Below are 15,204 nucleotides of genomic sequence, written 5' to 3'. Positions count from 1 at the left end.
AACCACCACACTTCTAGTACTAGCGAAGAGCAAGAAGAGCAGTTTTATAGCCTTGATTATAATAATCTTAATGATGATCAAACTCAAATCTTAGGAGATGAAAAAGATGAAGGATATATCTGATATTGCCTAGTAACTAAATACAAAATTTTCTAAAGAGTAAGATTATAGATCTATAATCTTACCCCTTTTTATTTAATAACCTCTTTAGCTCTCTTTTCAAAAGCTATAATCATTTTGTCGGTTGCTTTGGTAAAATAAGTGCCAATTAATTTATCCAGTATTACAGATTTCATTTTAAAATCAATAAAGAATCTTAATTCAGTTCCTGCCGTGCATGGAACAAATTGCCAAGTACTTTTTAAATATTCAAAAGGTCCTGAAATAGCTACCGTATTAATCAAATATATTCCATCATCTGTTATTTCGCTTGTAACTCGTGAGTTATATTTTTCTGAAAAGCCTTTTAACTGAATTACTAACTCAGCAATGATCTCATATTTATCTTCTGAAATAACTCTAGAAGCAGAACACCAAGGCAAGAATTTAGGATAAGATTTTACGTCCCAGACCAAATCAAACAATTCTTGCGGTTTATAGAGTAAAATTTTTGTTTGCTGGAAAAAAGCCATCAGAAGTCAGTTACTTTACCTTTATGCTGCCAATCACCGTATCTTGTCGGTTCTAAGCCTTTAACGCCACCGATTTCTTTTTCTTTTGGCAATTTTTCTTCTTCTGATATATTATCTTTTTTATTATCCATAATTAACACTCCTGCGAAGTGAAGAGTTGATATACGAAGATCAACTTGGAAAAGAGCAAGGAGGCTGTAAGCCGAGGAGCGGAGCGTATAATAAACGTTCAGCATCCGAGGACTTATAAAGACATTGTCGCCAATTTTTCAAGTTCATCGAGTATATATGAAGTATAACCGTATCTATATTAATAGTCATTTAGCTGAAAATAGCAAGATAGAATTAGCAAATGATCATGTGCATTATGTTAAAACGGTGCTACGTCTTAAAGTAAATGATAGCTTGCGTATCTTTAACGGTACGGATGGAGAATTTTTAGCACAAATTACCGATATAGGTAAGCATAACCTATCGGTTAGGCTTAAAGAACAGTTAAAAAAGCCATATACAGAATCTGCGTTAACTCTTGCTGCTGTTATAATAAAGCAAGATAAATTAATGCTTGCAATAAATATGGCTACGCAACTCGGTATAACTAAAATTATTCCCTTAATTACTGGGCGGTGTCAATTTAGAACGATAAATATCGAACGTTTAACGAAATGTGTTATTGAGGCAACAGAGCAATCAGAACGTCTTACTCCCCCGATAATTGAAAAAGCTATCACAATACAAGATTACCTTAAAGAGAATAATAATTTGATGTTATATGCTAATGAACATGAACAAGAAGAAAATTCTATATTACGCATTTTATCATCACTTAGTAATAGTGATATAACTATTATTATAGGACCGGAGGGAGGCTTTACTAATGATGAGCTGGAACTTCTTGCCTCATATAAGAATACAAAATCTGTAAGTTTAGGAAATAATATATTACGTGCTGAAACAGCAGCAATAACTGCTATAGCACAAGTTAGGTTGTTAAGTCGTCATTGTCGCTAGGTATTGCCCGCATGAATACCTGAGTCGTCATTGCGAGGAGATGCGTAGCAGAGAGCGGAGGCAATCTCAGGAATTTGGCATGAGATTACCACGTCGCTTCGCTCCTCGCAATGACGAAAAGAGAGAGTTACCTCACCTTTTCTATTCCGGGTTTACAAAATAGCTTACCTAAACAAAGGAAAGAATATACACCACAAAAGCCTATAATTATATAAAGTATTGTAACAATAATTGGAAATGAGCCAAATAAAAGTGTGACTAAATTAAAATTAAATAATCCGACTAAGCCCCAATTTACAGCACCTATAGAAGATAATAAATGTATAGTAGTAATAAGCGGATTATTAGAAGTATTTATTAGCATATAAAACCTTTTGTTAATTAGTATACTACGAATAAATGAATGGTAGTTATACGAAGATCAACTTCAAAAAGAGCAAGGAGTTCACAAGGCGAGGAGTGGAGCGTATACTTAATACGTGAGCACCGCAGAACTTGTAGAATAACGTAGCCAATTTTTGAAGTTCATCGAGTATATAAAATAATCATTTCTCATTTTGAGCTATATGTCTACTAAATTTTATAATTCTATAATTTATTATTCCTTCTTAAAAGTTTGATATATTACAGGTATAACAAAAATTGTAAATATAGTACCGATGCTTAATCCTCCAACTATTACAAAGCCTATAGAATTACGAGCAGCAGCACCGGCTCCATCTGCAAAGACTAGAGGTAAAGCTCCCACTACAGCAGCAAGGGTAGTCATTAGAATTGGACGCAAGCGAAGTTTTGAGGATTCTATTATAGCTTCTTGAACCTTTACTCCTTTTTCTCTTAGCTGATTAGCAAATTCTACTATCATAATAGAATTCTTAGTAATTAATCCAATTAAAGTAATAAGTCCTATATTACTATACATATTAAGGCTATTACCGGCAAGCCAGAGAGCAAGTACACCGCCGGTTATTGAGAAAGGTACGGCGAGTAATATTAATAAAGGGTCAGTAAAGCTTTCAAATTGAGCTGCAAGCACTAAATAGATAAATACAAGAGCGAATACAAATGTTATAAGCATATTACTGTCTGCCTCTCTCATTTGTTTAATTTCGCCGATATATTCAATTATAGTATTACTAGGGTCGAGTAACTGAGCGGCTATTTTATTGATTTCATTAATTGCATCATTAATTTTTCCATCAGGAGCAAGATCGGAAGAAATAGTAACGGATTTTGAATTATTATAATGACTATATGATTTCACTGATATTTTTTCTGTAATATTGGCTATTGATTCCAGCGGTAACATATTATTATTTTTTGCCCTGATTAAAATTTTACTAAAATCGCTAATATCTTTTCGATCTTTTTGATTAAATCGTAATATAACGTCATATAAATCATTACCCATTCTAAAATCCCCGATTTGTTGACCTGCAAGTAAATATTGCACCGTTTTGCCTATATTTGCTAAATCCATTCCGTATAAATAAGCCTTATCACGGTTGACTTCTATACTTATAGTCGGCATTGCCGATTGTAAATTTCTATTGACGTTTAAGAAAATAGGATTTGTTTTCATTATATCAATAAATTGTTGTGATATTTTATCTAAATCATTATATTCAAGGTTCGTTTGAATAGTAAACTCGATAGGGCTACTTGCATTCCCGCTAACCATTGAACGTGGATCCATAGCGAAAATCGACATGCCCGGTATTCCGGAAAACTGCTTATTTAACATATTCTTAATAGTTTCTTGGGAACGAGAGCGCTCACCCCAATCTTTTAACGGAATGAATCCAAAAACATTATCACTACCGCCTGCACCTATTACCATCAGATAACCTAATATATCTTTATAATTAGCAAGGATTTTTTCGGCTTCTTTCACTACTTTAGTAGAGGATTCTAAACTAGAACCTTCGGGTCCTTTAAGAGAAATTTGTAAAAATCCGTCATCTTCTTGGGGTGCGAAAATTTTTTGAGTAAATTTAAAACTAATAATCAGCACTATAAAAGATGATGCAATAATGATGATAAATTTCTTTTTATTGTCAAAAGTTAGCTTTAGATAGTAAATATATTTATTTTGAATAAATTGTAGAATGTCGTTAAACTTTACTAAGAATTTCGGTAAGTCCGTATTATGTTTTGTAACCATACGACTCGACATCATAGGAGTTAAAGTTAAAGCAACAAATCCTGAGAACAAAACACAAAATGCTAAAGTCCAAGCAAATTCAATAAATAATTTCCCGATAAAACCCTCTATAAAACCGACGGGTAAAAATACGGCAGCAAGCGTAATAGTCATAGCAATGATTGCAAAGCCGATTTCTTTAGAAGCAAGTAAAGCTGCTTCCATGGGTTTATGCCCCATTTCATTATATCTAAAAATGTTTTCAAGCATAACTATCGCATCATCGACGACTAAACCTATAGCAAGTATCATAGCAAGGAGCGTAAATATATTAATAGAAAATCCAAAAGCATACATTACGCTAAAAGTACCGATCAATGATACCGGAATCGTCACAAATGGAATTAAGGTAATTTTAGCAGAAGCAAGAAATAAATAAGTGACTAAAACTACTAATATTAAAGCTTCAAAAATTGTTTGAAATACCGCATAAATTGATGCTTTTACAGGTGTTGCTCCATCATATGCGATACCCATACTTATTCCTTTGGGCATGGATTCTTTAATTCTTTCTAGCTCTTTAGTTACTTCATTTGATAAATCTATGACATTAGCTTTTGATTCTTTTATAAGACCAAGAGCAATGGAGCTTTTGCCGTTATATCTGAACAGTATGTCCTCATCGGGAGAAGTTAAAGATATTTTCGCTATATCTCGTAATTTTGTGATACCTCCGTTTTGTACTTTTAGAATAATATTACCGAATTCTTCCGGTGTAGATAAAGAACCTTCAAGGGTGACTATAAAATTATTACTTTTTGTTTTAATCGTACCTGCGGGATAATCTTTATTTTGCTCTTTTATTGCAGATTCAATCTCCAATAAAGAAATTTTATGTTGATATAATTTTTTGGAGTCAGGTTCTATTCTCATTATATATTCCCGACCGCCGTAAATTTGTGATTGTCCTACACTTTCAAGTTTATCTAAAGGTGTTTGTAGATTATCTTCAACGATCTTTGTTAATTCTAAATCGCTATATTGATCACTTTCAACACTTATGAAGAGGCTTGGGAAACTATCGGCGTCAAGTTTTGCAACCGACGGAGCTTTCATATCTTGCGGAAACATATAAGTGATATCGGATATTTTAGAACGAACATCGTTTAATGCTACTTCAATATCGGTAGATAATAAAAATGATAAAGTAATACTACTTTCGCCTGTAGAACTTTGAGAAGTTATATAATCTAAATTTTTAACCGTCTTTAAAGCTTTTTCTATACGCGTCGTTATTTCTTTTTCCATATATAAAGCATCGGCACCTTCATAATGAGCTTCGACATTTATAATGGGAACTGAAATATCCGGAGTTCCTCTAATTTGTAGTTTGGTAAAAAAAATTGCTCCAAGAGCTACGATAACCAAACTCAAAACCGTGGCAAAGACAGGGCGTTTAATACAAATTTCAGACAATAACATTGGATTTAATATATTTTTCTTTAAAAATTCTATTCTAAATTAATGTGAATAGCGAATTATTACATAAATCTGCTATTCGGTTAAGAATATTCTATATAAAAGGTGAAAGATGGTTTCCAACTTATTATATAAATTAAGTATATATTGTTTTTATTAAAAAACTTATAATTTTTTACAAAAGTAGAAATTAGCTTTTGTAATTTACTATTGACAATAAATTAGGGTTTTAATGATAAATTTTCACTTTAATGACTTGATTAAGATAGTTTTAACAGTATAACTGATGTAAAATGGCTACATTTTTCTATAAATTAATATAATAACGTATATATTTAAACTTTGTAAATAACTGGCATTTGCAGTATGTGGGTAGTTTGTTATAATTAACTCACATAAAAAAATATATTGATGTATATTATTGCCAGTTGTATATATTGTTTTATAAAAAAACATCAATACATATTAACCCATTAAAGGAGAGTTGATTTTATTATGAGTACACATAACAAAAAAGAACCAAAAAAAATGAATAAAACCAAATTTATAGCATTTATGACCGACCATGGTCATAATCATAAACATGCTTCACATAAAACATTAACAAAAGCTGATGCTGAGAAAGCACTTAATTTAGTTCTTGATAGTGTGATTAGTGCCATAAAGAGTCACCATAATATTAATATAACAGGTTTCGGTTCATTTGAAATACATCATAGAAAAGCACGTGAGGGTCGTAACCCAAAAACCGGAGCAAAAATGAAAATAGATGCTTACAATCAACCTACTTTTAGAGCTGGAAGAAAAATGAAAGAAGCTTGTAATTAATTAATAAATAATGTGACGTTGATCAAAATCGTCATTGCGAGGAGCGAAGCGACGTGACAATCTCATGAAATAGTAACAAACTCCTGAGATTGCTTCGTCAATTGCTATGCAATTTTCTCGCAATGACGAGAAACCACGCATAAACCACTTATGATAATTGAACGCCTAGAGTTTAACTTAAAACATAATAAGCTATATAATAGTTGGCTTATCGAAGCCGAAAATATAAAGCAATCTTTAAAAGATATAGAAGATTTTATATATAGTAAGCTTTTTAAGAATAGCATTCCTCTTGAAAATAATCCTGATTATCATTTCATCGCTAGGGAAACCTCAACTACATCTAATGCTAAAAATATTTCTATTGAACAAATAAGAAAATTACAAGATTTCTTAAGTAAAACTGCTGCAATTTCAGGTTATAAAGTTGCCGTAATTTATGCGGCTGATCTTATGAATTTAAATGCGGCGAATTCATGCTTAAAAATTCTTGAAGATGCACCAAAGAATAGTTACATTTTTTTAATTACTTCAAGAGCTGCAAGTATTATATCTACAATTAGATCAAGATGCTTTAAAATTAATGTTAGCTCATCTCAACCTCATTCTATAAATGAATTATATCTTCAATTTATTCAGCCGATAGCAAATAATGAAACGTTAGATTTTATTAATCGTTTTACTACTAAAGACCGAGAATTATGGCTAGATTTTATTGATAATTTATTATTATTATTGAATAGAATTCTTAAAAAATCTGCTAACGTCAATATTGAGCTTCTAGATTTAGAAAATAAGATTTTTGATAAACTGCCAAATAAGCATCCTTCCTATTTACTACAAAAATTTACCGACATAAAAAAGCTAATATATAATACCGTTGATTATGATTTAGACTTAAAAACAAGTTATATATTAGTGGTGAATGAGTTTTTTAGTAATTAACACGATATCACTACGTTCTTTTCCACGTTATCCATAAAAGGCGTTATTGCATGGACAGGTAAAACCCGTTGTGTCACCCCGTGGCTTGACCTATAGTACCGGACAGTTTTTGAAAAGACCCCGATGTCCTCCTCGCGAAAGCGGGGATCCAGAATAAAAAATCTTAATTCTAAAGATTTTTTATTATATCGCTTTTCTCAAATAAAGCTTTAAAAAAGCTTTATTTGACTGGGTTCCCGCCTACGCAGGAACGACATAGAATAGAAATTATCCGGTACTATTGGCTTGACCACTAGGTCCATAAAAACAACCTGAAATACTAATAATTTTAGTATTTTTAATTGGATCCCACTACAAGCTAGCTAGGATGACAACGGAAAATCGATCCATGCAACAACGCCTACATAAAACAACAAAAGGTCGTGCCTCCGTATTGCAGTTTAGAGTAAATAGTCTATAATCCTCAAACAGTAATAAGAGAGAATTATAGTTAAGGAGTTATGGCAAAAATAGATGTTAAGTGTAGATATTGTAACAACACAGAAGAAGTAATAAAGTCAGGATATTCAATTTCAAAACAACAGAGATATCAATGCAAGCGGTGTAATCGATATTTTCAATTGGAGTATATTAATAATGCATCTAAGCCTGGAGTTAAGGAGCAAATAGTAGAAATGTCAATCAACGGCTCTGGAGTTAGAGATACAGTAAGAGTATTAAAAGTGGGTATCAATACAGTTATCCGTGTTTTAAAAAAATCTAGTATTAAAAAACAATAAATCATTCTATCAGTACAACAGAAGTAATTATTGCTCCTGAGATAGATGAACAATGGTCTTATGTACAGAATAAATCCAGACAACGATGGCTTTGGTATGCCTTGGATAAGATTTCGTTAAAAGTAGTTGCTTATACGTTTGGTACAAGATGTGATAGCACATTAGAATCATTACTGAAAAAACTAGAGAATTTCAAGGTGACTTTTTACTATACAGATGGATGGGGGAGTTATGCTAGGTTATTAGACCCTAAAAAGCATATTATCAGTAAAAAATACACTCAACGGATAGAACGAAGTAACTTGAACCTTAGAACGAGATGCAAGAGGCTTGCACGTAAGACAATCTGCTTTTCCAAGTCATTGGATATTCATGATAAGGTTATTGGTACTCTTATTGAACGTATAGCTTTTTAATAGGCATAACTGCAATATGGAGGCATGACCCAACAAAATATATTGTTGCTAAAACATATTGAGCAAAATATATTAGAACTTTATAAATTAAATTATTTGCATGTTTAAAACTTTAACACAAAATTTAACGAAGATTTTTGATAAACTAGTTAGCTCAGGCATTTTGACGGAAGCTCAAATAGATGCTGCTATGCGGGATATAAGAGTAGCTCTTTTAGAGTCGGATGTTGCATTACCGGTGATAAAAGATTTTATAGCGGAAGTTAAACAAAAGGCACTTGGACAGGAGGTTATTAAATCCGTTTCACCGGGGCAGATGATAATTAAAATTATTCATGAAGAGATGATAAATCTCTTAGCTTCAAGCGAAAGTGAGACAAAGCTAAATTTAAATTCAAAGCCGCCGGTAAATTTCCTAATGGTAGGGTTGCAAGGGAGCGGTAAAACTACGGCGAGCAGTAAGCTTGCTTTACGACTTAAAAATCAAAATAAAAAAGTTTTGCTTGTTTCTTTGGATACTTACAGACCGGCCGCACAAGAGCAACTTGCTATACTTGCAAACTCAGTACAGATTAATTCATTACCTATTGTGCAAGGTGAGAAACCTCTTGATATTGTCAAAAGAGCTATTGCCGAGGCTAAAATTTCTGCTTATGACGTCGTAATTTATGATACGGCAGGTCGTACACAAATTGATAAAGAGATGATGGAGGAAGCTCTTGCAATAAAAAAGATAGTGGAACCTACGGAAACTTTGTTAGTAATTGATAGTATGACAGGGCAGGATGCGGTAGTTACGGCAAGCAGTTTTAATGAAAAGCTAGAGATTTCAGGATTGATTTTATCTAGAATTGATGGCGATTCCAAGGGCGGTGCAGCACTCAGTGTAAAATATATTACTAAAAAGCCGATTAAATTTTTAAGTAGCGGTGAGAAATTAACAGATTTAGAAGAATTCGATGCTGAACGTTTAGCTTCTCGAATACTTGATATGGGTGATATTATCTCTTTTGTTGAAAAAGCAGCTAGTATCGTTGATAGAGAAGAAGCCGAAAAAACGGCAGCTAAATTGAAAAAAGGTAAGTTTGATTTAAATGATTATCTTCAGCAAATGAGAAGCATAAAAAAAATGGGAGGTTTTGGAAGTATACTTAGCATGTTACCGGGTAGCGGTAAAATTATGAACCAAATAGATCAATCAAAATTAAATAGTAAAATAATTGAACATCAAGAAGCAATTATTTTATCTATGACGCTGAAAGAACGTAAGAATCCTGACATCATTAATGCTTCTCGTAGAAAACGTATAGCTGCTGGAGCAGGGACTACAGTACAAAAGGTAAATATTTTGCTAAAGCAATATAAGCAAATAAGTGAGATGATGAAAAAAGCCAGTAAAATGAACCCTAAAAACCTATTACGTAGCGGAATTGGAAAATTGTTTTCGTAAAACGGCATTATTGCATGGATACCTGCACCGTCATTGCGAGCAACTTTTGGTGTTGTTGTGTGGCTAGTTCATGTCATTCCAGCTAGGCGTTGATGCGTGGATACTATAAAACCGTCATTGTGAGGAGGCGTTGTTGCGTGAACCGGTAAATGCTCTTTATGTCATTCCCGCGAAGCGGGAATCCAGAAAAAAAGTATAAATACAGCAAATTTTTGAAATTAAAAGCTCGATTTATCTCGCTTTATGCTGGATTCCCGTCTACGCGGGAATGACATCGGTATCCACACAACAATGTCTTGCGAGGAGGAAAGCGACGTGGCAATCCAGAAAAAGTAATAAAAAATGCTAATAATTTTAGTATTTTTAACTGGATCCCGTGAATAAATCACGGGATGACAGAGGTGAAATTGATCCACACGGGCAACATCTCCGTGAAGTAAAATTCAATCAATTTTCAGTTTTAAGACATTCGCAAAAAAATGTAAAGAAATTGGTATAATAATCAGTGCTGTCTTTTAAGTGTAGAAGTCAAGATTTAATCTTACAGACATTATAAAAATTATATCTGAATGTCTGATAAGTTATGACTGTCAGATGAGTATTCAAGATATAAGATTTCGTTATTCTTTTCAACAGCTAACTTTTTACTATCCATAAAAGTCTGCATAGGTGTTTTTCCATAGCAATATTTACCGGAATGCGGTCTTTCATTATTATAATATTCTAGCCAAATATCAAGATCTAGTTGTAGATCATCAAGATCAGTATAGATCTTTTTACGCATAGCAGTATCAAAGAATTCTTGTTTCATAGTTTTATTAAAACGTTCACACATACCATTTGTTTGAGGAGAATATGCTTTAGTAGTAGTATGCTCAATACCCTCAATGCTTAAGAACAATTCAAAAGCATGATGTTCTATATTACCTTTATACTCACCACCTCTATCAGTTAAAATACGAAGTACTGGTATTTGCTGACTCTCATACCATGGTAACACTCTATCATTAAGCATGTCAGCAGCGGTAAGTGCTGTTTTATCAGTATATAGTTTAGCCTCTGCAACCCGAGTGTAACTATCAATAAACACTTGAGAATATACCTTGCCTATGCCTTTAAAATTACCTACATAATATGTGTCTTGGCATCCTAGATAACCTGGATGCTGTGTATCAATCTCACCATGAGCTTCTTTCTCGCTACGCCGTTTCTCTAATACTTGTAACTGAGCTTCGGTAAGAACAATACCATCCTGAGCCATTTTGGCTTCTAATGCTTTAAGTCTTTTATTGATATTATTTAAATCATTACGTAGCCAAATAGGTCTAACTCCTCCAGGTGATACAAGAATACCAGTCTTTTTAAGCTCATTTGATACTCGCAGCTGACCATAAGCGGGGTATTCTATTGCCATATCTAATACTGCTCTCTCTACGGCAGGATCAACTCTATTCGCTATAATTGGCTTCTTCCGACTAATCTCATATAATGCTTCTTCTCCTCCTGTTTCATATAACTCTTTAAACCTATAATAACTGTCTCTACTGTAACCCATAGCTTTATATGCTGACGATATACTACCAAGACTCCTAGCTAATTCTAGTAATCCTATTTTTGGCTTTATTATTTTTTGATTTAGATTCATCTCTAATCCTCCATTTAATATTATCTTAATTTTACTAAATGTAAGATTAAATCTCAACTATTACATTTTTAAGTCGCTACCGCTACCATGTCCGCTATCACTACTTTCTAGAAAGTAAGTTTTAGTATTTGGGTTTTGCTCAAACACATACTCAAAAATTCTTCCATGCCATGGGTGTACACGCTGATCCCATACTGAATCCGTAATTAAGACAGCCGGGTATTTTTGCGTTAAAGATAAATTTTCTAGCGGTGCATATTTTTTGATATGCACTAAATCTTGAGGATTTTCCGGATCACCATGCTCAGTTACCCAAGAATGACCTGCGCCGAATTCTTTTTTATGTAAAAGAACGTTAGCGATAATAGTATCTTGGTTAACCCAAGTAGGGACAGTAAACTTTCCTTCTAATAATTTTCCGTTACTTGCTTTTGGCTCAAAACCATTCTTTACGAAATCTTTTTTCTCTAAACTCCATTCTTTAAACAAAGTTCATCTTTGCCGCCGAATGACATAGCAATAAGGTAAAGATTGGGGCTTTGAAAACATTCTATATCACCTCGATACATTACTTTTTTGCCGTACTTTTTCGATAATTTATCAAAATCAATCAAAACTTCCCATTCCGGTCTGTCCTTAGAATAATTTTCTAATAACGTTCTACGCCATAAACCTTGCGGATTTTTATCATCCATCCAAAAATTATATACGTAACCGTTGCGGATAAACCCATAAGGTATTTCTCTTTGGTCATATAGTATAGACTCTATTTCTTTTTTTATTGGCTTATATTCCGGCATGCCCTTAAAAGATTTTTTAGTTTTTGCCGTACGCTCTTTTGCCCATTTTAAAGCTTCAGCACCTTCAGCTTCTTCTAGAAATTTGGTATCTTGAGAGTTATATATTTGTTTATTATTATCTCCCATAGCTTGAACACAAAAGGTTAATAAAATAATTGTAAAATAGTAGGTAATTTTTTTCATCACTTTAATAATATCTCTTAAATTAAAAATATTTATTATTGAAATCTCGGCTAATCGATTTTATTCCATGTACATAATATATTTATCCTTATAATCTTCTGGTACAAGAATTTTATATTTAAGTGATATATATTGGATTAATAAACAAAAATTGTAAAGCTTAATTTATCTCAATGTATAATTGCAAAAGTATTATTAATGGTGTATTTGTAGCGCAGAATATCATTAATATTTATGCCTAAAAATCTAAAGCACGACGAGATTATACGCAGTGCATTTGAAAATCCAATAGTTGCCAAAGAGTTTTTTCAAATGCACTTACCGCTTCATATACAAAGTTTGATTTCTTTTAAAACTCTTAAAATGGAAAAAGATAGTTTTGTAGATAAAACACTTAAGAAATCCATATTAGATATTTTATTTTCCGTTAAATTTAATAGTGAAGATAGTTACTTATTTTTATTATTAGAACATCAAAGCAAACCTGATTATTACATGGCTTTTCGCTTGTTTAATTATATGTTAAAGATTGCCGAATATTATATGAAAGCAACAAAAAGCAAGAAATTTCCTTTTATATATCCGTTAATGTTTTATAACGGCATACAAAAATATAATGTTCCTTTAAATTTATGGGAATTATTTGAAAATAGTGAATTAGTAAAAGCTACTTGGACTAATGGTTATCAGCTAATTAATGTTCATGAAATTCCTGATGAACAATTGAAAGAACATGCTTGGTCCGTAATTTTACAATTTTTTATGAAGCATATTCATGAACGTGATTTATTGAAAAGATGGACAGAGATAGCTAATCTCTTGCCTAAATTTTCTAAGGTCAATATAGGTATTGATTATATAGAGCTAATTTTATTCTATACTTTGACTAAAATTGAGTAAACTGATAAAATAGAACTAGAAACAATGCTTAAATCACATTTAAATCCTAAAAAGAGAGAAAAAATTATGGTAAGCATAGCACGTAATTGGGAACTAAAAGGTATAGAAAAAGGTAGGCAAGAAGGTAGAAGAAAAGAAAAAATTATTATAGCCAAAAATTTAATCAAAGCCGGCTTAAAAACTGACTTAATAATTGCCTCAACAGGCTTAAAAAAAGAAGAAATTGAGAAGTTACAACAAACTGCCTGAATTCTTAAAAAATATGAGAGTTATGGCTAATGATTTAAGCATTTATATTCACTGGCCGTTTTGTTTGTCAAAATGTCCATATTGTGATTTTAATTCTCATGTGGCAAGTGCTGTAAACCATAATCAATGGCTTAAACCCTATGAAACGGAAATCGAGTATTTTAAGGATATTATTCAAAATAAATACATTAAATCTATTTTTTTCGGCGGCGGTACTCCTTCGTTAATGAACCCTATAGTAGTTGCAGGGATAATAAATAAAATCAGTAATCTAGCAATTATTGATAATAAAACCGAGATAACTCTAGAAACTAATCCCACATCCTTTGAAACTGAGAAGTTTAAAGCATTCAAATCCGCCGGGATTAATCGTGTTTCTATTGGGGTACAATCCTTAAAAGAGGATGATTTAAAAAAATTAGGAAGAACCCACGATTCCTTGCAAGCCATCAAAACAATTGAAGCGGCAAATGCGATTTTTCCAAGAGTATCATTTGACTTAATATATGCACGTAGCGACCAGAAATTAAAAGATTGGCAAGAAGAATTAACGCAAGCTATGCAGCTCGTAAATTGTCATATTTCTCTTTATCAACTGACTATCGAAAAAGGTACGCCGTTTTATAAATTATTTAAAGACGGTAATCTGATTTTGCCTCATTCAGATGCGGCAGCTGAAATGTATGAATGGACAAATCATTATCTAGAATCTCAAAAATATTTGAGATATGAAATATCTAATTATGCTAAAAAAGGTCAGGAATGTTTGCATAATTTAACTTATTGGAATTATAATAGTTATTTAGGTATAGGTCCCGGAGCCCATAGTAGAATAATTGAACCGGCAACGGTATCAGCAATTATGATGTGGCATAAACCTGAAAAATGGTTAGACTCGGTTAACGCAAAAAATGTCGGTATTCAAACTAATACTAAGTTAACGCATCAAGAAATCATTGAAGAAACGTTAATGATGGGCTTACGTCTTAAAAGCGGTATAAATATTGCGGCACTAGAGCAGAAAATAAATGCAAAATTAGTTGATATTTTAGACATGAATAACTTGCAGCATTATCAAAACCAAGGTCTAATTAAGTTAGATAACAATATCTCTCTTACCGATAAAGGTTTAATGCTGCATAGTTATATAGTACCTAGATTGATTATATGAAAATTATTCATGTAATTTTAAAGTTTATAATTATTTTTATTATTCCTTCTATCCATGCTAAGGAATGTAAGCTCGAGTTTAAAACTAAAAAGATATATGTGAACGGTGTTGCGTATGATCAAAAAGTTGGAGATCCAATTACACCGATAGCAGATGCTATTAAGGCAAATAATCTTGATGAAGTAAAAAAGATATTAGATGAAGGATACGGAGTAAATCAACCATGCTTGGGTTGGGTTCCTCTAGATTATGCTATATCGAATAATAATATAAAAATTGCCGATTTTTTATTAAAGCGTGGTGCATCCATGAGTTTAATCCATATAAATATAGGATTTATGAAGTCGGAAATTGCCGAATTTTTAATTAATCAGGGAATGAGACCCAATTTAAGATATGAAGACGGTATTACCGGAATGATGCTAGCCGCAGAAAGAAATAATCCTGATTTCATAAAACTTTTGCTTAAGCTAGGCGTTAATCCTAACATTCAAAATTCTAAAACCGGAATGACTTCCCTTATGCATGCAGCATCATATCTTAATGTTGAACCTGTTCATATTTTATTAGAGT

At 32.4% G+C, this 15,204-nt stretch carries 12 protein-coding genes and 4 pseudogenes; 9 read left to right on the top strand and 7 right to left on the bottom strand.

The features are described from left to right. Nucleotides 1–191 precede the first annotated feature (191 nt). Both AC0ODJ_RS08640 and AC0ODJ_RS08635 read right to left on the bottom strand, forming a co-directional pair. Nucleotides 192–632, bottom strand: coding sequence for a type II toxin-antitoxin system RatA family toxin (locus AC0ODJ_RS08640; protein ID WP_218460743.1), 441 nt, complete (start codon nt 630–632; stop codon nt 192–194). Beyond that, nucleotides 632–804: pseudogene (locus AC0ODJ_RS08635) on the bottom strand (DUF1674 domain-containing protein). The gene AC0ODJ_RS08640 and the pseudogene AC0ODJ_RS08635 overlap by 1 nt, the downstream one beginning before the upstream one ends. 116 nt (nt 805–920) lie before the next feature. Here AC0ODJ_RS08635 and AC0ODJ_RS08630 point away from each other — a divergent pair. Beyond that, nucleotides 921–1,643 carry a 16S rRNA (uracil(1498)-N(3))-methyltransferase gene (locus AC0ODJ_RS08630; protein WP_218460741.1) on the top strand — a complete coding sequence of 241 codons (723 nt, stop codon included), beginning with the start codon at nt 921–923 and terminating at the stop codon, nt 1,641–1,643. 127 nt (nt 1,644–1,770) lie between these two features. Here AC0ODJ_RS08630 and AC0ODJ_RS08625 read toward each other — a convergent pair whose 3' ends face one another. Beyond that, nucleotides 1,771–2,007 carry a DUF378 domain-containing protein gene (locus AC0ODJ_RS08625; RefSeq protein ID WP_218460740.1) on the bottom strand — a complete coding sequence of 79 codons (237 nt, stop codon included), beginning with the start codon at nt 2,005–2,007 and terminating at the stop codon, nt 1,771–1,773. Nucleotides 2,008–2,241: 234 nt separating this feature from the next. Then, nucleotides 2,242–5,268 carry an efflux RND transporter permease subunit gene (locus tag AC0ODJ_RS08620; RefSeq protein WP_218460739.1) on the bottom strand — a complete coding sequence of 1,009 codons (3,027 nt, stop codon included), beginning with the start codon at nt 5,266–5,268 and terminating at the stop codon, nt 2,242–2,244. A 492-nt stretch (nt 5,269–5,760) separates the two neighbouring features. Here AC0ODJ_RS08620 and AC0ODJ_RS08615 point away from each other — a divergent pair, with 492 nt between their 5' ends. From AC0ODJ_RS08615 to ffh, 4 genes are all read left to right on the top strand, one after another. Then, nucleotides 5,761–6,093 carry an HU family DNA-binding protein gene (locus AC0ODJ_RS08615; RefSeq protein ID WP_218460738.1) on the top strand — a complete coding sequence of 111 codons (333 nt, stop codon included), beginning with the start codon at nt 5,761–5,763 and terminating at the stop codon, nt 6,091–6,093. Nucleotides 6,094–6,243: 150 nt separating this feature from the next. After that, nucleotides 6,244–7,038, top strand: coding sequence for a DNA polymerase III subunit delta' (locus AC0ODJ_RS08610; RefSeq protein ID WP_218460737.1), 795 nt, complete (start codon nt 6,244–6,246; stop codon nt 7,036–7,038). A gap of 500 nt (nt 7,039–7,538) precedes the next feature. Continuing rightward, nucleotides 7,539–8,233, top strand: a protein-coding gene (locus AC0ODJ_RS08605) for an IS1 family transposase (RefSeq protein ID WP_240466735.1) whose coding sequence is annotated in 2 segments (ribosomal slippage) — nt 7,539–7,812 and nt 7,812–8,233 — 696 coding nt in all. Because the reading frame shifts where the segments join, the coding sequence is not laid out codon by codon here. Between the two features lie 100 nt (nt 8,234–8,333). Beyond that, complete coding sequence (gene ffh / locus AC0ODJ_RS08600) at nt 8,334–9,683, top strand: signal recognition particle protein (protein WP_474466004.1); 1,350 nt, start codon at nt 8,334–8,336, stop codon at nt 9,681–9,683. A gap of 559 nt (nt 9,684–10,242) precedes the next feature. Here the strand turns inward: ffh and AC0ODJ_RS08595 are convergent. From AC0ODJ_RS08595 to AC0ODJ_RS08585, 3 genes and pseudogenes are all read right to left on the bottom strand, one after another. Continuing rightward, entirely contained in the window at nt 10,243–11,328 is a 1,086-nt protein-coding gene (locus tag AC0ODJ_RS08595; RefSeq protein WP_474465598.1) for an IS481 family transposase, read from the bottom strand. Nucleotides 11,329–11,388: 60 nt separating this feature from the next. Further along, nucleotides 11,389–11,640, bottom strand: a pseudogene (locus AC0ODJ_RS08590) (prolyl oligopeptidase family serine peptidase); the annotation flags it as partial. A gap of 21 nt (nt 11,641–11,661) precedes the next feature. Beyond that, nucleotides 11,662–12,311 (bottom strand): annotated as a pseudogene (locus AC0ODJ_RS08585) (prolyl oligopeptidase family serine peptidase); the annotation flags it as partial. 234 nt (nt 12,312–12,545) lie between these two features. Between AC0ODJ_RS08585 and AC0ODJ_RS08580 the strand changes: the two are divergent. From AC0ODJ_RS08580 to AC0ODJ_RS08565, 4 genes and pseudogenes are all read left to right on the top strand, one after another. Next, nucleotides 12,546–13,211 (top strand): Rpn family recombination-promoting nuclease/putative transposase, encoded by a 666-nt coding sequence (locus AC0ODJ_RS08580; protein ID WP_474466002.1) that lies wholly within the window; start codon nt 12,546–12,548, stop codon nt 13,209–13,211. A gap of 24 nt (nt 13,212–13,235) precedes the next feature. Continuing rightward, complete coding sequence (locus AC0ODJ_RS08575) at nt 13,236–13,460, top strand: RpnC/YadD family protein (RefSeq protein ID WP_256621344.1); 225 nt, start codon at nt 13,236–13,238, stop codon at nt 13,458–13,460. A gap of 13 nt (nt 13,461–13,473) precedes the next feature. After that, nucleotides 13,474–14,631, top strand: coding sequence for a radical SAM family heme chaperone HemW (hemW, locus tag AC0ODJ_RS08570; protein WP_474466031.1), 1,158 nt, complete (start codon nt 13,474–13,476; stop codon nt 14,629–14,631). Beyond that, a pseudogene (locus AC0ODJ_RS08565) lies at nt 14,628–15,170 on the top strand (ankyrin repeat domain-containing protein); the annotation flags it as partial. The gene hemW and the pseudogene AC0ODJ_RS08565, both read left to right, overlap by 4 nt. Between the last annotated feature and the right edge of the window lie 34 nt (nt 15,171–15,204).

The sequence above is a fragment of the Rickettsia senegalensis genome (assembly GCF_056135685.1).
This window is presented reverse-complemented; position numbering and strand designations above follow the sequence as displayed.

Excerpts from the sequence above, each read along its gene's own strand:
- AC0ODJ_RS08630 (WP_218460741.1), top strand. The coding sequence starts at position 921 with ATGAAGTATAACCGTATCTATATTAATAGTCATTTAGCTGAAAATAGC.
- ffh (WP_474466004.1), top strand. The coding sequence starts at position 8,334 with ATGTTTAAAACTTTAACACAAAATTTAACGAAGATTTTTGATAAACTA.
- AC0ODJ_RS08625 (WP_218460740.1), bottom strand. The coding sequence starts at position 2,007 with ATGCTAATAAATACTTCTAATAATCCGCTTATTACTACTATACATTTA.
- hemW (WP_474466031.1), top strand. The coding sequence starts at position 13,474 with ATGAGAGTTATGGCTAATGATTTAAGCATTTATATTCACTGGCCGTTT.
- AC0ODJ_RS08575 (WP_256621344.1), top strand. The coding sequence starts at position 13,236 with ATGCTTAAATCACATTTAAATCCTAAAAAGAGAGAAAAAATTATGGTA.
- AC0ODJ_RS08580 (WP_474466002.1), top strand. The coding sequence starts at position 12,546 with ATGCCTAAAAATCTAAAGCACGACGAGATTATACGCAGTGCATTTGAA.
- AC0ODJ_RS08595 (WP_474465598.1), bottom strand. The coding sequence starts at position 11,328 with ATGAATCTAAATCAAAAAATAATAAAGCCAAAAATAGGATTACTAGAA.
- AC0ODJ_RS08615 (WP_218460738.1), top strand. The coding sequence starts at position 5,761 with ATGAGTACACATAACAAAAAAGAACCAAAAAAAATGAATAAAACCAAA.
- AC0ODJ_RS08620 (WP_218460739.1), bottom strand. The coding sequence starts at position 5,268 with ATGTTATTGTCTGAAATTTGTATTAAACGCCCTGTCTTTGCCACGGTT.
- AC0ODJ_RS08640 (WP_218460743.1), bottom strand. The coding sequence starts at position 632 with ATGGCTTTTTTCCAGCAAACAAAAATTTTACTCTATAAACCGCAAGAA.
- AC0ODJ_RS08610 (WP_218460737.1), top strand. The coding sequence starts at position 6,244 with ATGATAATTGAACGCCTAGAGTTTAACTTAAAACATAATAAGCTATAT.